The 22,410-nt window shown below is 68.3% G+C and carries 22 protein-coding genes; 2 read left to right on the forward strand and 20 right to left on the reverse strand.

From position 1 onward, the window contains the following. Nucleotides 1-29: 29 nt before the first annotated feature. From RBB84_RS11490 to RBB84_RS11500, 3 genes are read right to left on the reverse strand one after another with little or no spacing between them, the layout of a single operon-like run. Nucleotides 30-506, reverse strand: a complete 477-nt coding sequence (locus RBB84_RS11490; protein WP_183079261.1) for a hypothetical protein — start codon at nt 504-506, stop codon at nt 30-32. A gap of 36 nt (nt 507-542) precedes the next feature. Then, a complete protein-coding gene (locus RBB84_RS11495) occupies nt 543-1,952 on the reverse strand; it encodes a wax ester/triacylglycerol synthase family O-acyltransferase (RefSeq protein WP_026061398.1) in 1,410 nt (469 codons plus the stop codon). Then, nucleotides 1,949-2,437 carry an HAD-IA family hydrolase gene (locus RBB84_RS11500; RefSeq protein WP_024101497.1) on the reverse strand — a complete coding sequence of 163 codons (489 nt, stop codon included), beginning with the start codon at nt 2,435-2,437 and terminating at the stop codon, nt 1,949-1,951. Before RBB84_RS11500 ends, RBB84_RS11495 begins: the two co-directional genes overlap by 4 nt. 174 nt (nt 2,438-2,611) lie before the next feature. On the opposite strand from RBB84_RS11500, the gene RBB84_RS11505 reads away from it, so the two are divergent. After that, nucleotides 2,612-3,184, forward strand: a complete 573-nt coding sequence (locus tag RBB84_RS11505; protein WP_033097098.1) for an Rv3235 family protein — start codon at nt 2,612-2,614, stop codon at nt 3,182-3,184. 72 nt (nt 3,185-3,256) lie between these two features. Here RBB84_RS11505 and secA read toward each other — a convergent pair whose 3' ends face one another. The 16 genes from secA to RBB84_RS11585 form a co-directional block, all read right to left on the reverse strand. Further along, nucleotides 3,257-6,097 carry a preprotein translocase subunit SecA gene (gene secA / locus RBB84_RS11510; protein ID WP_052040047.1) on the reverse strand — a complete coding sequence of 947 codons (2,841 nt, stop codon included), beginning with the start codon at nt 6,095-6,097 and terminating at the stop codon, nt 3,257-3,259. Between the two features lie 184 nt (nt 6,098-6,281). Continuing rightward, the gene (raiA, locus tag RBB84_RS11515) at nt 6,282-6,950 is read right to left on the reverse strand and encodes a ribosome-associated translation inhibitor RaiA (RefSeq protein ID WP_033097096.1); all 669 of its coding nucleotides are present in this window, start codon (nt 6,948-6,950) and stop codon (nt 6,282-6,284) included. A gap of 235 nt (nt 6,951-7,185) precedes the next feature. After that, nucleotides 7,186-7,830, reverse strand: coding sequence for a ComF family protein (locus tag RBB84_RS11520; RefSeq protein ID WP_033097095.1), 645 nt, complete (start codon nt 7,828-7,830; stop codon nt 7,186-7,188). A gap of 52 nt (nt 7,831-7,882) precedes the next feature. Continuing rightward, nucleotides 7,883-9,667, reverse strand: coding sequence for an MtrAB system accessory lipoprotein LpqB (lpqB, locus tag RBB84_RS11525; protein ID WP_019288498.1), 1,785 nt, complete (start codon nt 9,665-9,667; stop codon nt 7,883-7,885). After that, nucleotides 9,664-11,313: an MtrAB system histidine kinase MtrB gene (gene mtrB, locus RBB84_RS11530; protein WP_019288499.1), complete on the reverse strand. Its 1,650-nt coding sequence runs from the start codon at nt 11,311-11,313 to the stop codon at nt 9,664-9,666. The genes lpqB and mtrB overlap by 4 nt, the downstream gene beginning before the upstream one ends. 68 nt (nt 11,314-11,381) lie before the next feature. Next, nucleotides 11,382-12,068 carry an MtrAB system response regulator MtrA gene (mtrA, locus tag RBB84_RS11535; protein ID WP_174556239.1) on the reverse strand — a complete coding sequence of 229 codons (687 nt, stop codon included), beginning with the start codon at nt 12,066-12,068 and terminating at the stop codon, nt 11,382-11,384. After that, the gene (locus tag RBB84_RS11540; protein WP_033097094.1) at nt 12,065-12,730 is read right to left on the reverse strand and encodes a dTMP kinase; all 666 of its coding nucleotides are present in this window, start codon (nt 12,728-12,730) and stop codon (nt 12,065-12,067) included. The genes mtrA and RBB84_RS11540 overlap by 4 nt, the downstream gene beginning before the upstream one ends. 31 nt (nt 12,731-12,761) lie before the next feature. Then, nucleotides 12,762-14,231 (reverse strand): adenosylhomocysteinase, encoded by a 1,470-nt coding sequence (gene ahcY / locus RBB84_RS11545; protein ID WP_019288500.1) that lies wholly within the window; start codon nt 14,229-14,231, stop codon nt 12,762-12,764. A gap of 126 nt (nt 14,232-14,357) precedes the next feature. Beyond that, a complete protein-coding gene (locus RBB84_RS11550; protein WP_019288501.1) occupies nt 14,358-14,963 on the reverse strand; it encodes a TetR family transcriptional regulator in 606 nt (201 codons plus the stop codon). 69 nt (nt 14,964-15,032) lie between these two features. Further along, nucleotides 15,033-15,218 carry a rubredoxin gene (locus RBB84_RS11555; RefSeq protein WP_019288502.1) on the reverse strand — a complete coding sequence of 62 codons (186 nt, stop codon included), beginning with the start codon at nt 15,216-15,218 and terminating at the stop codon, nt 15,033-15,035. Continuing rightward, nucleotides 15,215-15,382: a rubredoxin gene (locus tag RBB84_RS11560; RefSeq protein ID WP_174247009.1), complete on the reverse strand. Its 168-nt coding sequence runs from the start codon at nt 15,380-15,382 to the stop codon at nt 15,215-15,217. Before RBB84_RS11560 ends, RBB84_RS11555 begins: the two co-directional genes overlap by 4 nt. 2 nt (nt 15,383-15,384) lie before the next feature. Then, entirely contained in the window at nt 15,385-16,629 is a 1,245-nt protein-coding gene (locus RBB84_RS11565; RefSeq protein WP_033097093.1) for an alkane 1-monooxygenase, read from the reverse strand. A 210-nt stretch (nt 16,630-16,839) separates the two neighbouring features. Continuing rightward, nucleotides 16,840-18,117 carry a mannose-6-phosphate isomerase, class I gene (manA, locus tag RBB84_RS11570; protein WP_006550209.1) on the reverse strand — a complete coding sequence of 426 codons (1,278 nt, stop codon included), beginning with the start codon at nt 18,115-18,117 and terminating at the stop codon, nt 16,840-16,842. Continuing rightward, entirely contained in the window at nt 18,117-19,202 is a 1,086-nt protein-coding gene (locus tag RBB84_RS11575; protein WP_033097092.1) for a hypothetical protein, read from the reverse strand. The genes manA and RBB84_RS11575 overlap by 1 nt, the downstream gene beginning before the upstream one ends. A gap of 147 nt (nt 19,203-19,349) precedes the next feature. Next, a complete protein-coding gene (locus tag RBB84_RS11580; RefSeq protein ID WP_019288507.1) occupies nt 19,350-20,720 on the reverse strand; it encodes a phosphomannomutase/phosphoglucomutase in 1,371 nt (456 codons plus the stop codon). A gap of 76 nt (nt 20,721-20,796) precedes the next feature. Next, the gene (locus RBB84_RS11585) at nt 20,797-21,192 is read right to left on the reverse strand and encodes a DUF3499 domain-containing protein (RefSeq protein ID WP_170318468.1); all 396 of its coding nucleotides are present in this window, start codon (nt 21,190-21,192) and stop codon (nt 20,797-20,799) included. 87 nt (nt 21,193-21,279) lie between these two features. Between RBB84_RS11585 and RBB84_RS11590 the strand changes: the two genes are divergently transcribed. Beyond that, the gene (locus tag RBB84_RS11590) at nt 21,280-21,774 is read left to right on the forward strand and encodes a metallopeptidase family protein (RefSeq protein ID WP_033097091.1); all 495 of its coding nucleotides are present in this window, start codon (nt 21,280-21,282) and stop codon (nt 21,772-21,774) included. A gap of 123 nt (nt 21,775-21,897) precedes the next feature. Here RBB84_RS11590 and RBB84_RS11595 read toward each other — a convergent pair whose 3' ends face one another. Next, a complete protein-coding gene (locus RBB84_RS11595; protein ID WP_167414258.1) occupies nt 21,898-22,164 on the reverse strand; it encodes a WhiB family transcriptional regulator in 267 nt (88 codons plus the stop codon). Nucleotides 22,165-22,410 lie beyond the last annotated feature (246 nt).

The raw sequence follows: 22,410 nt of genomic DNA on the forward strand, positions 1-22,410 counted from the left end.
TCACACCTATGACGTGGCGATATGCGAGGTCAGAGCAGTTCGAGGAGGAAGGGCAGTTCCTGTGCCGCGTACCACGCCAATTCGTGGTCCTCCGCGTCGCCGAGGACGAACTCGGCCTCCTCGTCGCCCAGTTCGGCGGCATCGACGATCTCGCGTGCCCGCGCGACGTCGGCCTCCGCCTCCTGCAGGTCGATGTGCACCGACGCAACCGCACGCATCGTGATCGGCCCGGCGAGCTTGACGACCGCATCGTCGAGATCCGGTCGCGGCTTCACCTCGTCGACGTCGGCCGCGATCACCACCCGACGCGACGCGAAGGACGGATGATCGTTCGGCTCCTCGGACCCGAGCAACCGCAGCGACGCGCGTGCCGCCTCGGCCATAGCGACCTCGGCGAGCTCCTCGTCGTCGCCCGCCGTGTAGGCCTCGCGCAGAGCGGGGGTCACCGCGAAGGCCGTCCGGCCCACCGCGTCGACCTCACCGTCGGCGACGAGGCCCTGCAACATCGCGAGCGTTGCCGGTACATAGACACGCGTCACTTCTCACCTGCCGGCATCCGTCAACTCCTCGAGAGATTCCTGGATCAGCGTCGCTGCCACGTCCACATCGGGCATCGCATCACGATCCGCATTCAAACCGTAGTAGATCTTGCCGTCGTAGGACGTCAACGCGATGCTCAGGGCCTGATTCTTCAGCAGCGGCGAGACCGGGAAGATCTCGAGCAGCCGGGCTCCGGTGAGGTAGAGCGGGTGCTGCGGACCGGGCGCATTGGTGATCATGAGGTTGAACATCCGCTGCGAGAAACCCATCGCGACCCGGGCTCCCACCGCGTGCATCGTCGCCGGGGCGAAGCCCGACAAGCGGACCATCGTCTGCGCCGCCACCCGCCGCCGCTGCCGCGAGTAGGCCTCGCCCGCATGCGCGATGTGCGACAACCGGACCACCGCGTTCGGCTCCCCCACCGGCAGATCCAGCAGGAAGGACGACACCTCGCCCTGCGGGTGCACCTGGATCGTGTCGTTGTCGCCGCAGTCGTCCGGATCCTGGGTGTACACCGACATCGGGACCATCGCCCGCACCACCGTCGCCTCGGTGACCGGCTCCCCGCGGGAGAGCAGCCAGTACCGCAACGCGCCGGCGAGGACCGCGAGCACCACGTCGTTGATCGTGCAGCCGTAGCGGGAGTGGATCTTGCGGTAGGGCTCCAGATCGGAGCGCACCACGGAGAACCGACGGCTCCTCGAGATCTGCGTGTTCAGCGGAGTCTCGGGCGCCGACTGCGCTGCCGTGCGGGCGATCCGGCCGACGGCGTCGACGGTCTCGGTGAGGGTCGCCGTGAGATCGCCCACGGCCGATCGCACGGCGGCGATCCCCTCCCCCGGGCGCGCGACGAGTTCGGCGAGCGCTCCGACGAGCAGAGCGGACTCCGACGGTTCGCGTTCGGGCATCCACAATTCCTCGGGGACCTCACGCGGCACCGGTTCCTTGTCGAAGAGCACCTGGACGATGTCGAGGGCCTCCTCGCCGTCGACGAGCGCCGAATGCGACTTCGTGAACAGCGCCACCCGATCGTTCGCGAGCCCCTCGACGAGATACATCTCCCAGAGCGGTCGCGTGCGGTCGAGCGGTCGCGAGACCAGACGCGCGACGAGGTCGTGCAGCTGTTCGTCGGAGCCGGGTTTCGGCAGCGCGGAGCGCCGCACGTGGTAGGTGATGTCGAAATCGCGGTCGTCGACCCACACGGGTCGCGAGAGCCCGAATGCGACCTCCCGCACCTTCTTCCGGTAACGGGGCACCTCGGGCAGTCGCTGCTCGACCAACCGCAGCACGCTCTCGTAGTCGAGACCGCCCTCGGGGGGTTCGAGGATCGCGAGCGACCCGACGTGCATCGGCGTGTTGCTCGTCTCCAGGTAGTAGTACGACGCGTCCTGCGCCGTCATCCGGCTCGTCATCGACCCCGTTCCCCCTCCTGACCCGAACCTCCCGAACATCGCCACCACGACTCGGCGCCGTCCGTGGCTCCGCTCCCGATCTCCTCGGGATCGAGATCGAAGAGTACGGCCAGTTCGCCCGGCGCGTCGTGTGAACCATCATGGTGTACGCCGACCATCCCCGCAGCGGCGGCGCCTCGCACATTGCCGACCGAATCGTCGACGAAGACGCACTCGCCGGGTTCGAGGTCCAGCAGCCGGGCGACCAGCAGGTAGCTCTCGGGGTCGGGTTTGGCGACACGTGCGTCACCCGAGAGCACCACGCGGTCGACGAACGGACCCTCGAGATCGCGCAGCCACTGCGCGCCGGGCCCACCGGGATCGTTGCTCAGCAGGGCGGTCCGCACCCCACGCGCGCGCAGGACCGTCACGGCCGCGCCGAAGGTGTCGGGGTCGCTTCCCGGCCCGACCAGGACGCCACCGACGTCGAGTACGAGTCCTCGCATCACGACACCACCGTAGGTCCTGGACGTCCTGCTCGCGCAGCGCATCCCGCGCGCGTCGAACCGGGACCGTCGCCCGGAGATGTGGCATCATGTGCGCGGTTCGTCCTCTCCCGAACCGATCCGCCGTCACGGTGTCACCGTGACGATCCGTTCTCATGCCCTTCGGGAGAGCCCATGTCGCATCACACCGGGCGCTACGTGCGCCGCCTCACCCGCCTCGAACCTCCGGTCGAGGAGAGCTGCCACCGTCCCCGCAGCCACGTCGCCCGTCGGCCCACGCCGCACGACGGACGCTCGGGACGCGCCACGCTCCGCCGCGACGGAACCGGACGTCCGGCCGAGGGCCCGAGCATCGAAGGTCCGGCCACAGAGCCGAGCGACCGACCCGCGATCGTGCTCGATCCGGGTGTCGTGCGGGTCGCGGAGACGGCGGTGCGCCTGGTCCTCGAGGTCGTCGACGGCCGCCGTCCCGCGGTGCAGTCCACCACGGTCCTCGATCCGCGTCTCGTCGCGACGATCACCGCGGGCCGGCCTCCGCGTGCCGGACGCAGCACCGCGATACTGCTGCGGACGCGGGTGCGTCCCGTCGACGCCGACACCGTGGAACTGTTCGGCAGCTACGGTCGCGGGGACCGGGTGTTCGCCTTCGCCGGCCGGATGGTGCGCAAGCGTCCCCGTCCTCGTGCTCCGCACCGCTGGACGATCACGACCCTGTGGCTCGGGGTGAGCCACAGGGTCGTGGGGTGATCGTGAGTCCTCGACTCAGCGCCTACGTGAGTCTTCGACTCAACGCCTACGTGAGTCTTCGACTCAGCGCGTTCAGCGTCGCCGGTTGGTCTTCGCATCGCGCCGGGCCGCGGCACGACGCTCCTTGCGAGTGCCCGCCTGCCTGGGCGCGGAGCCCGCGTCGGAACCGGCGGTCGTACGCGCGACGTGGGCGCGGCCGTCCTCGTCGGGACCGGTGTAGGTCAGACGCCGCTCGGTCTCGTCGAGACCCTTGGCCCGCAGCGCGGCCGGTGCGGGCTCCGCCTGCGCCGCCGGGGCCGGCTGTGCCTGTTGTGCCGCCGGGGCCGGCTGTACCTGTTGTGCCGCCGGGGCCGGCTGTGCGGGTCGGGCGGGAGCAGCCTTGGCGAGGCTCGGGGCCGCCTGCGCGGCGGCCGCCGCAGAGGCCGGCGTGACCGCCACACCCGCGGACTGCTGCTGTTGCGCGGCCTCGACCTGGAGGTTGAACAGGAATCCGACCGATTCCTCCTTCAGGCCCTCGAGCATCGCGGTGAACATATCGAAGCCCTCGCGCTGGTACTCGACGAGCGGATCACGCTGCGCCATCGCGCGCAGGCCGATGCCCTCCTTGAGGTAGTCCATCTCGTAGAGGTGCTCGCGCCACTTGCGGTCGAGAACCGACAACAGCACGCGACGCTCGAGTTCGCGCATCGCGTTCTCACCGGCAATGGCCTCGAGTTCGGCCTCGCGACGTGCGTAGGCGGCGCGGGCGTCCTCGAGAAGGACCTCGAGCAGACCGTTGCGGTCGAGGTCCTCGTTCTCGGCGACGAGCGTCTTGTGGTCGACACCCACCGGGTAGAGGGTCTTGAGCGCCGTCCACAGCTGCTCGAGATCCCAGTCCTCGACGTAGCCCTCGGCGGTCGCACCGTCGACGTAGGCGGTGATCACGTCGGTGAGCATGTGCTGCACCTGACCCTCGAGGTCCTCGCCGCGCAGGATCCGGCGACGCTCCTCGTAGATGACGGTGCGCTGCTGGTTCATCACCTCGTCGTACTTGAGGACATTCTTGCGGATCTCGAAGTTCTGCTGCTCGACCTGCGTCTGCGCGCTCTTGATGGCCTTGGAGACCATCTTCGCCTCGATCGGCACGTCGTCGGGCAGGTTCAGTCGCGTCATGATCGACTCGAGCGCGGCGCCGTTGAAACGTCGCATCAACTCGTCGCCGAGCGAGAGGTAGAACCGCGACTCGCCCGGATCACCCTGACGACCGGAACGGCCACGGAGCTGGTTGTCGATACGACGCGACTCGTGCCGTTCGGTGCCGAGCACATACAGGCCACCGGCCGCTCGCACCTTCTCGGCGTCGGCCTTCGACTCGGCCTTGATCCGCTCGAGGGTCTCGTCCCAAGCCGCCTCGTACTCGTCCGGCGTGTTGACCGGGTCGAGGCCGCGCTTGCGCAGCTCGATGTCGGCGAGGATATCGGGGTTGCCGCCGAGCACGACGTCGGTACCGCGACCGGCCATGTTCGTCGCGACCGTCACCGCGCCGGACCGGCCGGCCTGCGCGATGATCTGCGCTTCCTGCTCGTGGAACTTCGCGTTGAGCACGCTGTGCGGCACACCGCGCTTGGTGAACTGCCGCGACAGGTATTCCGACCGCTCGACGCTCGTCGTACCGATGAGGACCGGCTGGCCCTTCTCGTGACGCTCGACGACGTCGTCGACGACGGCCGCGAACTTCGCTTCCTCGGTCTTGTAGATCAGATCGCCCTGGTCGACGCGCACCATCGGGCGGTTGGTCGGGATCGGGATGACACCCAGGCTGTAGATCTGGTGGAGCTCCGCGGCCTCGGTCTCGGCCGTACCGGTCATGCCCGACAGCTTGTCGTACAGGCGGAAGTAGTTCTGCAGCGTGATCGTGGCGAGCGTCTGGTTCTCGGCCTTGATCTCGACGCCTTCCTTTGCCTCGATCGCCTGGTGCATGCCCTCGTTGTAGCGGCGGCCCGACAGGACGCGGCCGGTGAACTCGTCGACGATGACGACCTCGCCGTTGCGGACGATGTAGTCCTTGTCCTTGGCGTAGAGCTCCTTGGCCTTGATGGCGTTGTTGAGGTAGCTCACCAGCGGCGAGTTGGCCGCCTCGTACAGGTTGTCGATGCCGAGCTGGTCCTCGACGAACTCGACGCCGGCCTCGTGCACACCGACGGTCCGCTTGCGGATATCGATCTCGTAGTGCACCTCGGGCTTGAGCAGCTTGGCGATGCGCGCGAACTCGGAGTACCACTTGCTCGACGCGTCGGCGGGACCCGAGATGATCAGCGGGGTCCGGGCCTCGTCGATGAGGATCGAATCGACCTCGTCGACGATCGCGAAGTTGTGGCCACGCTGGACGAGATCGTCGAGCGAGTGCGTCATGTTGTCGCGCAGGTAGTCGAAACCGAACTCGTTGTTGGTGCCGTAGGTGATGTCCGCGGAGTAGGCCGCGCGGCGCTGGGCCGGGGTCATGCCGGACAGGATCACGTCGGTCTCGAGTCCGAGGGAACGGTGCACGCGGCCCATCCACTCGGCGTCGCGCTTGGCGAGGTAGTCGTTCACGGTGACGACGTGGACGCCGTCGCCGGAGATCGCGTTGAGGTAGGCCGGCAGCACGCAGGTGAGGGTCTTGCCCTCACCGGTCTTCATCTCGGAGATGTTGCCGAAGTGCAGCGCCGCGCCACCCATGATCTGGACGAGATAGTGCTTCTGGCCGAGCACACGGAAGGACGCCTCCCGGGCGGTCGCGAAGGCTTCCGGAAGCAGATCGTCGAGCGTCTCGCCGTCCTGGTAGCGGCTCCGGAACTCGTCCGTCTTGGCCCGGAGCTCGGCGTCGGTCAGGGCCTCGAAGTCCGGGGAGAGGGAATCGACATGCTCGGCGATGTGCTTGAGCCGCTTGACCATGCGACCTTCACCGATCCGGAGCAGCTTCGTCAGCGACAGCACTGGTGTGTTCGTCCTCAATCTCGGGTACCTGCACGGACAAGAAATCCGGCCGAGGCCTTGTCGGACCCCGGCCGGATTCCATGGTAGGCGCTGCGCGGGAGTGACCGCGATGGCGAGGTGCCTTCGGTCACTCCCTGCAGTGTCACACGAGCCTGATCAGACCGTAGTCGAAGGCGTGTCGCCGGTAGACCACGGACGGCGTGTCCGTCTCCTTGTCGTGGAACAGGTAGAAGTCGTGACCGACGAGTTCCATCTCGTAGAGGGCGTCGTCGACGGTCATCGGCGCAGCGTTGTGTTCCTTCGTCCGGACGATGCGACCGGGACCGTCCTGAGGCTCCTTCTCGCTGTCGCCGAGCGACAGGTCGGGCGAGATCGCGAGCTCGTCATCCTGGGCGAGGGCCGCGGTGGCTTCCGCCACGGACACGGGCGTCTTCTCACCGTAGGAGACCTTGCGGCGCTCCTTCGTCCGTCGCAGGCGCGATTCGAGCTTGCTGATCACAGACTCGAAGGCAGCGTAGAAGCTGTCGGCACTGGCCTCGGCGCGTACGACAGGTCCCTTTCCGCGGGCAGTGATCTCGACCCGCTGACAACTCTTCCTCTGACGCCTGTTGCGTTCGTGTTGCAACTCGACGTCGAAGATGAAGATCGTCGGATCGAAACGTTCGAGCCGAGCGAGTTTCTCGGAGACGTAGATCCGGAAGTGATCGGGGACCTCGACGTTGCGTCCTTTCACGACAACGTCGGCACGTGGGCCTTCCGTGGCTGCATCGGCCTCTGCAACGGAACCTCTGGACTTCGAAGGGGTCGTCACGCGTACCTCCCGAGTTACGGCCGGCGCAGCCCGCGCGCCGGCATGATGTATGAGCGCGAGAGCGCGCTCACCCGGAATCGGAAGAACAGGCGTTTCCACCCGTCTACCTTGTTGTTTCCGGGTCTGATGGCGACGGTAGTACGTAACGCGGAGGTGTGCCACCGTTCCCGCGCGATTTCCCATCGCGTCGCCTTCCGGTCACTCGGTGAGGTACTTTCCGGGCCCGTCCGCGGGCTCACGCGTGGGCGACCACGAGCACTCCGAGAGGGTCGAATCCGGCGCGTCGGAGTGCCCGCACCGACTCGCGCGCGGTGGTTCCGGTGGTGAGCACGTCGTCGACGACGAGGACCGGGATCGTGCGCGGCAGACCGTCGGCGCGCACCCCGACACGGCCGGCGAGGTTGCGCTGCCTGTCGGCTGCCGAGAGCCCCACCGAATCACGCACCCCGGCCGCCACACTCAGGATCGGATGCACGTGGAGGCGACGGTCGTGGGTCGCGGCGGCCCGGGCGGCACGCGTGACGGGATCGCCTCCGCGTGCCCGCGCCGCACGCGTCCGGGTGGGGGCGGGCGTCACGATCAAGGGACCCTCGGGCAGCTCGCTCCATCGGCGCAGCCGCGCGATCGCGACGGCCCACGCGAGCCCGAGCGGCTCGGCGAGATCCCGGCGGGCACGCTCCTTCGCGACGATCACCGCGCGGCGCCTGGGGCCGGTGTACGGGCCCAGGCTCCACACCGGGGTCCCGGGGTCGACGCGCGGCGCGACGGCCACGGGGTGATCGGAGAGCTCGCGTGCGCACGCCCGGCACCAGCTCGCTCCAGGAGCGGCGCACCCACCGCACCGGGCGGGCAGGACGAGATCGAGAAAGGCGGTGAGCACACCGGGAGTGTGCCCGAAGTCACCGACGCCTGGGCGTCACCGTCGGCACGCTCTAGCCGGGAAGAACCGGGATCGCCGCCATCCCGGCCAGTCCGGGTACCTCCCGCCAGTACCGGTCGCCGGCGGGGTCGCGGTTGTTGAGCTGGAAGACCGTCCGGGAATCGGCGACGAACTCGCTGGCCGTCGACGCCTCGACCGCCACCACCGGAGGGGTGAGATTGCGGCTCGGGAGTGCGTCGATGCGTGAGCCGTCCACCGCGACCTGCACGACGGGCACGTCGGCCGACGCTCGGGAGACGACGATCGTGTCGGCCGTGCTCCAGTCCAAGGCGAGCGCGGGACCGCCGAGGCCGAAGCCGATCTCGCGCGGGTTGGCGAGCGAGTACTCGCCGGTCGTGGTCGGTACGACCGTCGCGACGAAGACCCGTCCGTCGATGATCAGGGCGGCGCGGACACCGTCGCGCGACAGGCGCAGCTCGGTGATGCGGCCCCCGAGGGCACGGATCGCACCCGCTTCGACGCCGACCACGGTGACCCGCCCCGTGCCGGGCTCGCGCACCGCACGCACTACCGCCGTGCCGTTGACGACGGCCCACACCGAGTTGTTGTTCGGTGACCAGGACGGCCGGGTGATCGACTCGCCGTCGACCGCGGGTTCGGCAGCGCCTTCGCTGTAGGCACCGACCATCAGCTGCACGGCCGGCTCCGGTGCCGGTTTCCCGGTGTTCTCGACGGCGGCGACGAGTTCCCCGTCCAGCGACAAGGCGACGGACTGCAGATCGTCGGACATGCCGAAGAAGCTGCGGACCGGTGTCACGCCGGTCTCGGCGACGCTCACCAGCGTCCCGTCGAGCAGCGCGTGCAGGCCCACCGTCACGCTCGATGCGGCAAGGGGGTTCATCGATGCCACGTCGGCGGTGGTCCACCCGTTCGGGAACCGTTCGTCGAGGGGCTGGCCGTCGGCGAGGAGCTGGTACGGGCCGCTGATGTCTGCGTTGGCGAGGGTCCAGATCACCTGCGCGGCGAGCAGTTCGCGATCCTGCCGGCCCATCGAGCCGACCCCCTGGAAGTCGATGCGGATACCGCCGAGTCCGACGCCGACGTCGGTCGTGCGGCCGTCCGCCTTCGTCACCGAGCCGATGACGGTGACGTCCTCGAGGAGATTCTTGACCGCAGGCGCGAGGACCTCTTTCGGCCCTTCGACGAGCAACCCGATCAACTGCGACGCCGTCTGTTCGGGGGTACCCGTGATCCAGCGGGGGTCGGGGACGACGGCGGTGCCGGTCGGGTCGAGGAAGTACAGCGAGCGGCGCTGATAGGTGTTGAGGAAGCGCGGGCGGTCCATGATGACGCCGGCCGGCAACCGGTCGATGCGCCACTCCCCGTCCGTGCGGACCAGGGAGAACCGCGCCTCGAACTCCCCGTCGGCGGGACGGTAGATGCCGCCCTCCTCGAGGTAGCCGACGGTGCTGGCCCGCACCACGTAGGTGGCGCTGTCGCCGTCGCGTTCCTCGACGAGGACGTCGACCTTGTCGACGATCGTCGCGCTCGCCGCGTCGTCCCAGGACTCGGACATCGTGGGGGTGAGGAACTGCCGGGCCGCGCGGTGGCGGTTGGTCGGATCCGTGCTCGCCTGCAGGAAGTCGCGCAGGAGCAGGTCGGGTTCGCGACCGGGCACGGGAGCGGCGACCTCGGTGGTCGCGGGGCCGCGTTCAAGGGTTCCGATGGCCTGCGGTGACGACGAATCCGGCAGCGTGGCACATCCCGACAGCACGAGTCCGGCCACGGTCAGGAGTACGACGAGCACGCCCGCTGCACGCGGAGTCGAGCGGCTCATGTATTGGCTCCTTCGGACGATGTGCTCGCAGGGTCGGTCGGGATCTCTCCCGTCGAAGGCCGCTCCGGGGTGTCGTCACCCGGCGGGGGCTTGCCCTGTACGGCCTTCGCGGCGCTGGGCACGAGAGGCAGGGGGCTGCGACCCACCTTACGTCCGCGTTCGCGCGGGAGGGTGAGCCGGAAGCTGGCACCTCGTCCCGGTTCGCCCCACGCTTCGAGCTTGCCGTTGTGCAGGTTGGCGTCCTCGACGCTGATCGCGAGACCGAGGCCGGTGCCGCCGGAGCGCCGGACCCGCGACGGATCGGAGCGCCAGAACCGGTTGAAGACGAGTTTCTCCTCCCCCGGTCGCAGGCCCACGCCCTGATCGCGCACGACGAAGGCCGCGGCCGCGTCGTCGGCGCGCAACCGCAGCAGGATGGGTTTGCCCTCGCCGTGATCGATCGCGTTGGCGAGCAGGTTGCGCAGGATGCGTTCGACGCGGCGCGGATCGACGTCGGCCTCGACGGACTCGTCCGGAAGGTCGACGATGAGCTCGGTGGCGGTCTCGCGGGCGAGGTGCCGCACGGTCGAGACGGCGGCACGCGCGCACATCCGCAGATCGAGTCGTTCGGAGGCGAGTTCGGCGACACCCGCGTCGTGCCGGCTGATCTCGAGCAAATCGTTGAGGAGGCTCTCGAAGCGGTCGAGTTCGGCGACGAGCAGTTCGGAGGACCGCTTGAGGACGGGGTCGAGCTCGTCGCTGCCGTCGTGGATGAGGTCGGCGGCCATACGGACGGTCGTGAGCGGGGTGCGCAGTTCGTGGCTCACATCGGAGGTGAACCGTTTCTGCAGGTTGCCGTACTCCTCGAGCTGGGTGATCTGCCGCGACAGGCTCTCGGCCATCTCGTTGAACGACATCGCCAGGCGCGCCATGTCGTCCTCACCGCGGACCGGCATGCGTTCCTTGAGCCGTCCGTCGGCGAAGCGCACGGCGATCCGGGAGGCCGACCGGATGGGCAGCACGACCTGCCGCGCGACGATCATCGAGATCGCGGCCAGCAGCACGAGCAGGACCACGGCACCGACGAGCAGGGTGCCGCGGACGAGGGCGAGGGTGCGTTCCTCACCGCCGAGCGGGAAGACGAGATACAGCTCGAGTGTCGAGATGTCGGAGTCGGTGGGGCTGCCCATGATCAGGGCCGGCCCGGTGTAGCCGTCGGGATCGGCGACCGTCGCGAACTGGTACGCGATCTGCCCGTTCTGGACGAAGGCACGCAGGTTCTGCGGGATCTGGTCGGCGGGCCCGCTCGAGGTGGGGGCCCGCGGACCGTCGCCGGGAACGATCAGGACGGGGTCGAAGGTTCCGGCGACGCCGGTGTCCTGTCCCCCGTCGCTGCCACGGCTGGTGAGGATCGCCGCGGCACCGTCGAGGCGGACCGCGAGCGAGCCGGAGTCGTCGGCGCCCGCGAGTTGTCCCTCGACGAGTGCGCGCGAGCGATCCATCTCCTCGGTCGCCGCGTCGATCTTCACTTCGAGCAGTCGGTCGGTGATCTGGCTCGTGAGTACCACTCCGAGCACGAACATGACGATCAGCGACAGCGTGAGGGTCGAGGTCACGACCCGGAGCTGCAGGGATCGTCGCCAGGTGTGCGCGAGTCGGCTGCTCATCGACCGCGACCACCTCACCAGCGGCAGCGTCCTACGCGTGATACGCCGCCGAAGCCGGTAGGTTCGAATCACGGCGGTCCGGCCTTGTAGCCGACCCCCCGCACCGTGAGCACCGCCTCGGGATTCTCGGGATCCTTCTCGACCTTCGCGCGCAGACGCTGGACGTGGACGTTCACGAGCCGGGTGTCGGCGGCGTGCCGGTAACCCCAGACCTGCTCGAGCAGGACCTCACGGGTGAACACCTGGCGCGGCTTGCGTGCGAGCGCCACGAGCAGGTCGAACTCGAGGGGCGTGAGCGAGATCGCCTCGTCGCCGCGGGTGACCTTGTGGGCGGGGACGTCGATGGTGATGTCCCCGATGTTCAGGACCTCCGCCGGCTCCTGCTCGGTGCGACGCAGCCGGGCCCGCACGCGTGCGACGAGCTCCTTCGGCTTGAACGGCTTGACGATGTAGTCGTCGGCGCCCGATTCGAGGCCGAGCACGACGTCGACGGTGTCGGACTTGGCGGTGAGCATCACGATCGGCACACCGGAATCCGCGCGGAGCACACGGCACACGTCGATGCCGTTCATGCCGGGGAGCATGAGATCGAGCAGGACGAGGTCGGGCCGGATCTCGCGCACGGCACCCAGCGCCTGAGTGCCGTCCCCCACCACGAACGGTTCGAATCCCTCGCCGCGCAGCACGATCGTGAGCATCTCGGCCAGCGCGGTGTCGTCGTCGACTACCAGAATCCTCGGCTTCATAGCCTCTATCGTGTCACCCCTCGAGCGTCGTGAAGCAGATTTGAGATGTCAACGGCGAGTTGTCGCGGGGAGGTCTGCGGGCCTGCGACCTCCCACGGAGACATCCACTGCTGCTGCGCGAGCCCGTCGTAGACCGCGCCGGTGCGCTCCTGCAGACCGGCATCGCGCTCGTAGGCGTCGCGATCGCGGTCGACCTCGGTCGCGGCGCGGTTACGGGCACGCTCGGCGGCGAGGGCGACCGGAACGCGGAGCAGCACCTGCAGATCGGGCACCGGAAGCCCGAACCGTTCGAACTCGAGACGGCGGATCCACTCCACCGCCGGGCCGGTCGCGCCCTGGTTCCGGCGCGCCGCGGTGTACGCGGCGTTGGACGCGACGTACCGGTCGAGCAGCACGATGTCGTTGTCGGCGAGCAGCTTCCGCAGCTCGTCGGCAGCATCGCGTCGGTCGAGCGCCCACAGCAACGCCATCGCCTCGACGCTCGAGGCGGTGTCGCCGTGCTGCCCGCGCAACGCCTCCGCGCCCAGATCGGCGTGGATCGACTGCCCGTACCGCGGGAAGGCCAGCGTCGCGACCTTCCGTCCGGCCTCGCGCCAGGTCTCGACGAGACCGGCGGACAACGTCCGCTTGCCGGCCCCGTCGAGACCCTCGACGACGATCAGATCACCCATGTGCCCTGTGATTCCCGTCGAATCAACGGGATCAGTACCGGTAGTGCTCGGGCTTGTACGGGCCCTCGACGTCGACACCGATGTACTCGGCCTGCTCCTTGGTCAGCTTCGTGATCTGTCCACCGAGCGCCTCGACGTGGATCTTCGCGACCTTCTCGTCGAGGTGCTTGGGCAGGCGGTAGACCTCGTTGTCGTACTCGTCGGGCTTGGTCCACAGCTCGATCTGGGCGATCACCTGGTTGGCGAACGAGTTGCTCATCACGAAGGAGGGGTGGCCCGTGGCGTTGCCCAGGTTGAGCAGGCGGCCCTCCGACAGGACGATGATCGAATGGCCGTCGGCGAAGGTGAACTCGTCGACCTGCGGCTTGATGTTGATCCGCGTGACGTCGGCGGCCCGCTCGAGGCCGGCCATGTCGATCTCGTTGTCGAAGTGGCCGATGTTGCCGAGGATGGCCTGGTGCTTCATCGCCTTCATGTGCTCGAAGGTGATGATGTCCTTGTTGCCGGTCGCAGTGATGACGATGTCGGCCTGGCCGATGAAGTCCTCGACCGTCACGACGTCGTAGCCGTCCATCATGGCCTGCAGGGCGTTGATCGGGTCGACCTCGGTGACCGAGACGCGTGCGCCCTGGCCGCGCAGGGCCTCGGCGCAGCCCTTGCCGACGTCGCCGTAGCCGCACACGAGCGCGGCCTTGCCGCCGATGAGGACGTCGGTGCCGCGGTTGATGCCGTCGAGCAGCGAGTGCCGGGTGCCGTACTTGTTGTCGAACTTGCTCTTGGTGACCGAGTCGTTGACGTTGATCGCGGGGAACGCGAGCTCGCCGGCTGCGGAGAGCTGGTACAGGCGCAGGACGCCCGTGGTGGTCTCCTCCGTGACGCCCTTGACGGACTCGGCGACGGTGGTCCACTTCTTCGAGTCGGCCGCGAGCGAGCGGCGCAGCAGCTCGAGGAAGACCTTGTACTCGGCGGAGTCCTGCTCCTCGTCGATCGGCGGGACGACGCCGGCCTTCTCGAACTGGGCGCCCTTGAGCACGAGCATCGTGGCGTCGCCGCCGTCGTCGAGGATCATGTTGGCGGGTTCGCCGGGCCAGGTGAGCATCTGCTCGGCCGCCCACCAGTACTCCTCGAGGGTCTCGCCCTTCCAGGCGAAGACCGGGACGCCCTTGGGCTCTTCGGGGGTGCCGTGCGGGCCGACGACGACGGCCGCGGCGGCGTGGTCCTGGGTGGAGAAGATGTTGCACGACGCCCAGCGCACCTGCGCGCCGAGGGAGACGAGCGTTTCGATGAGCACAGCGGTCTGGACCGTCATGTGCAGCGAGCCGGAGATCCGTGCGCCCTTCAGCGGCTGCACTTCCGCGTACTCGCGACGCAGCGCCATCAGGCCCGGCATCTCGTGTTCGGCGAGCCGGATCTCCTTGCGCCCGAACTCGGCGAGGGACAGATCGGCGACCTTGAAATCGAGACCGTTGACCCGGTCGGCTACGAGCGTGGTGTCAGACACGTGCAGATGCCTCTTCCTGTCGGCAGACGATGTTGGTTCCAGGCTATACAACCTGCGCAAGAAGAGGCCCGGCAGATCGTCCCCCGACGGGATCCGTCCGTCGCACCTCCGTACGGCGCCCGGGCGTCAACCGCGTACGGCGGCCCGTTCGACGAACGGCACGAGCAGATCGGCGAGGTCGGCGGCGACATCACGCCCCGAGGCCGGGGGCATCGAGACGAAGCTCAGCGCGACCCGCACGACAGCGCGCGCGAGGATCCCGGCGTCGGACTCGGACGCCGCGATCCAGCTGTGGTGGAAGGTCTCCGTGAGGCGACCCGCGCCCCGTTCGAGGATGGGGGCGGCGTCGGTCGTGATCAACCGCAGCAGGTCGGGTTTGGCCTCCCCGCTCAGCAGCGACTGCACCAGGGGGTCGGCGGCGGACGCCTCGAAGAAGAAGGTGAATCCGTCCACGAGCGCGGCCCGCGCGTCGCCGACGTGGGCGTACACCGAATCGGCCACGGCGTCGACGAACTCGTCGACCAGACGCAGCGCATAGCCCTGGGCGAGCCCCTGCCGGGAGGAGAACTCCTTGTACAGGGTCTGCCGGCTGATGCCGGCAGCCCGGGCGACGTCGCTCATGGTGACGGCCGACCAGTCGCGTTCGTGCAGCAGCTCGCGCATGGCGTCGAGGATCGTCGAGCGCAGCAGCACCCGACTTGCCTCGTGGAAGGGAACCCGCGCGTTCGACATGGTGGGAACGCTCTCACGCGCGGAAGTGCTCGTCAAAGCAAGGCGGGTCGTGATCCCCCGGGCAGCGGTTCACCGGCGGACGATCTCGACCATCTCGAAGTCGGCCTTGGCGGCGCCGCAGTCCGGGCACGACCAGTCGTCGGGGATGTCCTCCCACCGGGTGCCGGGTCCGATGCCCTCGTCGGGCCACCCTTCGGCCTCGTCGTATTCGAATCCGCAGACGAGACAACGGAACAGACGGTAGTCGGTACTCACGGGGTGTGCTCCTCGAAATCGGTCTTCTCCCGGACTCCGCAGTCGGGACACGGCCAGTCGTCGGGTACGTCGGACCACGGGGTGCCGGCCGGAAAGCCCTCGCGGGGAACGCCGGCGGTCTCGTCGTACACGAACTCGCAGACGGGACAGCGGTAGGACGCCACGATCATTTTCCTTCCGCGGCAGCGGGATCCGATGCTCCGTAGCGGGCCAGGATCTTCTCGCGTCGACGCGGTTCGATATTGACGCGGGTGATGTCGCCGTCGTAGTGGTCGAGCACGCGGTGGTCCATGACCTTGCGCCACAGCGGTGGGATGTAGGCGAGGGTGATCATCGTCGCGTAGCCCGCGGGCAGTTGCGGTGAGATCTCCATGCTGCGCAGGGTCTGGTAGCGCCGCGTGGGATTGGCGTGATGGTCGCTGTGCCGCTGCAGGTGGTACAGGAAGATGTTCGTCACCAGGTGGTCGCTGTTCCAGCTGTGCGCGGGCGAGCAGCGCTCGTAGCGTCCCTTCGCCGTCTTCTGCCGCAGCAGACCGTAGTGCTCGAGATAGTTCACGACCTCGAGCAACGAGAACCCGAAGACCGCCTGGATCACGAGATACGGCGCGATCGACAGACCGAAGACGCCGAGAAGCACCGCGTACAGCACGACGGAGATCGCCCACGCGTTGAGGACGTCGTTGTGCACGCTCCACACCGGCTTGTCGAGCCGCTCGAGGCGGGCTCGTTCGAGGCGCCACGCCGACCGCAGACTGCCGACGACGCTGCGGGGCAGGAATCGCCAGAAGCTCTCCCCGAACCGGGCCGAGGCCGGGTCCTCCGGGGTGGCGACCCGCACGTGGTGGCCGCGATTGTGCTCGATGTAGAAGTGCCCGTAGAACGACGGGGCGAGCGCCCACTTCGACAGTCGCCGTTCGAATTCGACCTTCTTGTGGCCGAGCTCGTGCGCCGTGTTGATACCGATGCCCGCGACCACGCCGACCGAGATCGCGAGTCCGATCTTCGACATCACGCCGAGCCCGCCGTCGATGCCGAGCCAGGACAGGTCGCCGGCCGACCAGAGGTAGCAGGCGAAGACCAGCGACGCGAACTGGAAGGGCAAGTAGAGGTAGGTGCAGTAGCGGTAGAAGCGGTCGTTCTCGAGTTGCTCGAACAACTCGTCGGGTGGATTCTCGCCGTCGGGGCCGACGAACAGGTCGAGCAGCGGGACGAGGACGTAGACCAGCAGGGGGCCTATCCACCACAGGACCGGGGTGACGCTCTGCAGACCGAGTTCGTTACCGCCCCACACCAGGGCGGCGGCGACGAACAGCGCCGTCGGGGGCACCAGCCCCAGAAGCCACAGATGGCGTTTCCGGTCGCGCCACTGAAGGTCGGGTCGATCCACCGAATCCGCGGATGCCGTACTCATGTCGGGTCTCCTTCATCACCGTTGATGGCGCCGGGCACGCCACCGCACGGTGACGCACACCACTCATATCTTGACTCTAGGCCACTGTTCGTCCTAGGTCTAGACATATAGCCGATTTTGTAAATCTCACGAAGATGCATCCGGAAACGACGAAGGCGAGCCCGTGCGGGCTCGCCTTCGGTTCGATTCCGTCCCTACCGGGACTCTGCTTCAGGACTCGTCGGTCGCCGATCCCGGTATCTCCCCGAGCCGGGCCCGGAAGACCTGGGTGTCCGCGGCACAACCGTGGACGGTCGGATTCCGGTCGCACGCCGACAACCACGCCGAGTCGCCGGGCCTCAGCGTCACCGACTCGCCGTCGCACTCGACGCGGGCATCGCCTGCGGTGCACAGCAGGATCTGTGGTCCGTCGGCACCGACCCCGAGGGCGTCGCCCGCGCCGAGATCGATGCGGGACAACGCGAACTCCGGTGCCGGGGTGCGGTAGCGGCGTTCGATCGGACTCTGCCCCGACCCGGTCTCCGCCGAGGCCTCCGGCACGGCTTCGAGAATCGGCACCGAGGCCGCACCGAAGTCGAGCACCCGCAGCAGTTCGGGCACGTCCACGTGCTTCGGGGTGAGACCACCGCGCAGCACGTTGTCGGAGTTCGCCATGACCTCGACACCCATGCCGTGCAGGTAGGCGTGCAGATTTCCCGCGTCGAGGTACAGGCCCTCGCCCGGCTGCAGGGTGATGCGGTTGAGCAGCAGCGAGGCGAGCACTCCGGCGTCGCCGGGATAGAAGTCCGCCAGCTGCAGGGCCGTGCGTACCTCCGGAACGAAATCGCGTTCGCCGTCCCGTCCGGCCGCGAGATAGGTGACGCAACCGTCGAGCACACGCGGCAGCAACGCTGCGAGAGCGGGCGGGGGCAACGTGATCCAGGTGGTGAACAGCGCCCGCAGACCGCTCGAATCGGGTTGGCCCGCGAGCAGTCCCACATAGGGGTCGAGTTCCGGCACGGCCAGCGCCTCGAACAGCTCCACGGTCCGTTTCGGGTCACGGAAGCCGGCCAGGGCCTCGAACCGGGTCAGCGCCACCACGAGTTCGGGCTTGTGGCTGGCGTCCTTGTAGTTGCGGACGGGCGAGTCGATCGGGATGCCGAGTGCTTCCTCACGAGCGAAGCCCTCGGCCGCCTGGCCGGCGCTGGGATGCGCCTGCAGCGACAGCGGCTCCTCCGCCGCCAGTAGCTTGAGCAGGAAGGGCAGGCGGGGACCGAACGCCCCCACCGTGCGATCACCGAGGTGTCGCTGCGGATCGGCCGACAACACGTCGAGCAGCGAGTGCTCGTCGCCGTCCGGATCCACCAGCCTGGCGGGATCGGCCGGGTGCGCACCGAGCCACAACTCGGCCTCGGGATGATGGGACGGCACATTGCGGCCACGCAGGGTGGCGATCGCGGTCCGCGATCCCCAGGCGTACGAGCGCACCGCACCTTCGAGTCGGTGCACTATCTCCCCCCTGCCAATCCGAGATATGCGGCCGCCATCTCTGTGCGGACGGTCAACACTGCCACCTGTTCCAGCACGGTCGGAACCGTGCTCGATTCGAATTCTCCGATCACGGACATCAATTCCACATCCGGAAGTGCCGCCGTCCTGCGCTGCGCCGCCGAGCGGTCGGGGTCGGTGCTGAGCACGAACACCCGTGCCGGTGCGATCGGCGCCGGTCCGTCCAGCTCCTCGTCGTGGAAGAACGGGTCGTAGTTCTCACCGCTCGCGGTGACCACATTCGTGAGCCGGTCGCGCGCGACCAGCACGTCGCTCAGTGCCGCAGCGCCGGCGACCACACCCGCCTCCTGGAGCAGGGCCTCCGACGCGTGCCGTGCGAGCACCGTCGTCGCGGCGGAGTCTCCCGCGAACGCCACGCGACGCGACTGCATGCGCACCGCGAGCGACTTTGCGGGATTGTGGAAGACCTCGTTCGCCGGATGATTGCGCGCCGCTTCCTCGTCGGCCGTGTCGGCGACCTCGGCGAGCGGCGGGACACCGGTGATCCGGACGGCGCGCTGCAACACGCCGAGCACCGCACAGAACACCGCGACGTGCCGGGCGAGCACGTACCGGGTCTGGACCCGGACGCGCGGCGGCAACAACATCGCGCGACCGGCCGAGACCGCCCGCACCGGACCTTCGTCGGGGGCGTCGACGACGACCTCAGCGCTGCGACGCAGTCCGGCGTCGATGCTGCGCGCCAGCTCTGGATCGCCGGCGTCGTTTCCCGAGACCACCACGACATCGAGCGCGCCGACCCACGGCGGTGTGGTCGGCGCGGAGATCAGCGGTACACCGGCCTGCCCACCGAACATCGCGACGACCAGTTCCGCGGCCGAGCGGGCGCGGGCGTCGGTGCCGACGAAGACCACACTGCGGGGGTGCATGTCGGTGAGCCGGCCGAGCAGACCTTCGTCGACCGCCGCGGCGACCGCGCGGATCTGGGCGCCGCCGAGGGCCGCGCTCCTGAGGATGCCGTCGACATCGGCGGCGAGAACACCGCCCGCATCGTCGAAGTCGAACAGCGGTGAGGGTGCCGTCACGACCGCATCACCTTCCTTCCGCCGCCGCGACCTCGGCGAGCCGGCTGACAGTGCCCGGTGGGGCCACCGACCCGAGATCGGTGCTCCGCCGAACCGACACCGGCACGACCTGTCCCGGCACTTCGATTATTCCCGTTGTCCCTCCGCCTACGCACGAACGACGGAAAGGATCTCCTTCACCAATGCCTCGACCTCACCGTCCGTGCGGGCCTCCACGTTGAGCCGCAGCAACGGCTCGGTGTTGGACGCACGCAGGTTGAACCATGCGTTGTCGGGCAGGTCGACGGTGACACCGTCGAGCCGGTCGATCGATACCGCGCGGTCCTCGAACGCCGCGACGACGGCCTCGGTGCGCTCGGCAGCATCGGCGACCGTCGAGTTGATCTCGCCCGACGCCGCGTACCGGTTGTAGGAGCTCATCAACTCGGAGAGCGGACCGTCCTGCGAGGCGAGTGCGGCGAGGACGTGCAGCGCCGCGAGCATGCCGGAGTCGGCACCCCAGAAGTCGCGGAAGTAGTAGTGCGCCGAGTGTTCCCCGCCGAAGACGGCACCGGTCTCGGCCATCTGCTGCTTGATGAACGAATGCCCGACCCGGGTGCGCACCGGCTTGCCGCCCTGCTCGGCGACGAGTTCGGGCACCACGCGCGAGGTGATGAGGTTGTGGATGATCGTCGAGCCGGGTTCCTTGGCGAGTTCGCGGGCGGCGACGAGCGCCGTGACCGCGGACGGGGTGACCGGCTCGCCGCGCTCGTCGACGACGAAGCAGCGGTCGGCGTCGCCGTCGAAGGCCAGGCCCACGTCGGCACCGGACTCGACGACCAGACGCTGGAGGTCGACGAGGTTGGCGGGGTCGAGGGGGTTGGCCTCGTGGTTCGGGAAGGTGCCGTCGAGTTCGAAGTACAGCGGCACGAGATCGACGGGCAGGGCACCGAAGACGGCGGGGACGGTGTGGCCTCCCATGCCGTTGCCGGCGTCGACCGCCACCTTCAGCGGACGCATCTCCGCGAGATCGACCAGGCCGCGGACGAACGAGGCGTAGTCCTCGAGGACGTCCTGCTCGGTGATGTTGCCGCGCTCGCCGTCGTAGGCGGGCACCCCCTCGACGAGGTCGGCGGAGATCTGCGCCAGACCGGTGTCCTGACCGACGGGCTTGGCACCGGCACGGCAGAGCTTGATGCCGTTGTACTTCGCGGGATTGTGGCTGGCCGTGAACATCGCGCCGGGTGCGTCGAGCAGGCCCGACGCGAAGTAGAGCTGGTCGGTGGATGCGAGGCCGATCAGCACCACGTCGAGTCCCTGGGCGGTGACCCCGTCGGCGAAGGCCTGCGAGAGCGAGGGGGACGAGGCGCGCATGTCGTGCCCGATCACCACACGGTCCGCGCTGCCCTCACTGCGCAACAGGCGTGCGAACGACGCTCCGACCTCGCGGACGAACTCTTCGTCGATCTGCTCTCCGACGACACCCCGTACGTCGTAGGCCTTGATGACTGCTGACACCGACTCGGCAGCTCTCGCCACTGTATTAGCTCCTGAACTCGACTCGTGCGATACCGTCCTCCGCGCCATCGCACTCGCTCAGCCTAGTGCGAACGGCTCAGGACGTGGGATCGGGAAGAACACGCAGGTGACCGCGTCGGCCGGTGCGTGCGGTGGGAGGCACGACGGCCCGTTGGGGTTGCTCGGCGTCGTCGTCGCTCGCGTCGGAACGGGAACGCTCCCCCAGGCCGGCCTCGCGTACGGCCTCGGCGAGGGCGGTCAGATCGTCCTCGTCGGGGGTGGCCGACGAGAACGCTCCCTCGTATCGGACGAGTTCCCAGCCCTTGGGTGCCGTGATGCGCGAACCGTGCATCTCGCAGAGATCCCACGAGTGCGGTTCCGCGACGGTCGCCAGGGGACCGACAACGGCAGTGGAGTCCGAGTACACGTAGGTCAGCGTCGCAACAGCAGGGTTCTTGCACCCAGGCCGGCAGCATCGACGCAGTGTTCTCACGACTGGGAGCGTAGCGCGCCGGACGCGCCAGGACTATTCGGACACACCGAAAGGGTGGAGCGATTTTCGTGTCGTAGTGTCCATGGCATGGTCCGCGCACGACGTTCCCGCCCTGTGTCGTCCCGTGCCGTGGCACGCCGCGGCAGGGGAATCCGCGGTCCCCTGTTCCCGCAGAGCCTGCCGGCGTGGAAGACACGCGCAGAGAAATTCGACCTGCTCGTATTGGGGGCGTTCGCGCCGATCGACGCGCGCTGGCACGACCGCCTCACCAAGCTCGACATTGCCGTCGACGAGGTCCCGAAGATCCGGGCACGCGACCCCGACTCGGTCAACTGGCCGGACGAGGTGGTTGCCGACGGGCCGGTGCCGCTGTCCCGGCTCGTGCCGGCGGGGATCGATCGACGAGGCGCTGCCACCCGGGCGCGGATCGTGTTGTTTCGCCGACCTCTCGAGGTGCGCGCGAAGGATCCGGACGATCTGACGGATCTGGTGCACGACGTCCTCGTGCACCAGGTGGCCACCTATCTCGGTGTCGAACCGGAAGTGGTGGATCCGACACTCGACGAGGACGACGAGGACTGAGAAACGTTCCGGATACATGACGAAGGCCGGGTTGCTCGTCCCCCACGGCCGCAACCCGGCCTTCGTCATCCGATTCGGTGTTTCACTCGGTCCCGCACTCCCCGTACCGGGCCGAACTCCTCGTCAGACTATTCCGCGCTTGAGGCGACGGCGTTCCCTCTCGGAGAGCCCGCCCCAGATACCGAACCGCTCGTCGTGAGCGAGAGCGTATTCGAGACATTCGTCCCGGACCTCACACCCCATGCAGATGCGCTTGGCCTCTCTGGTGGAGCCACCCTTCTCGGGGAAGAATGCCTCCGGATCGGTCTGCGCACAGAGCGCACGCTCCTGCCACTGCTCCTCGCCGTCCGCTGGGTCACCGAATCCCGAGATCAAACTCAGGACGGGCACCCCGACGTCCGGGTAGTCACAGACAGCCTCGACTGCAGTATCGCTTCGAGTGAGCTCGAAGCTGTCGCGCTCGCCGGCCATTGTCCCTCCTCACCTGCAGCGCCGAATCATGACCGGGGATCAACCCGCTGCCATCCTTCGAATACTCGTTCGAATGCGGGTTCACCGCAAGGGATCTCGAATTCGATTATCGAATGACATGTATGTGATTAGACACTTCGGGTGTGTCGCGGTCAAGCGGAGCGG

This window comes from Rhodococcus sp. D-6 (genome assembly GCF_040256695.1).
Classification (GTDB): domain Bacteria; phylum Actinomycetota; class Actinomycetes; order Mycobacteriales; family Mycobacteriaceae; genus Rhodococcus; species Rhodococcus pyridinivorans.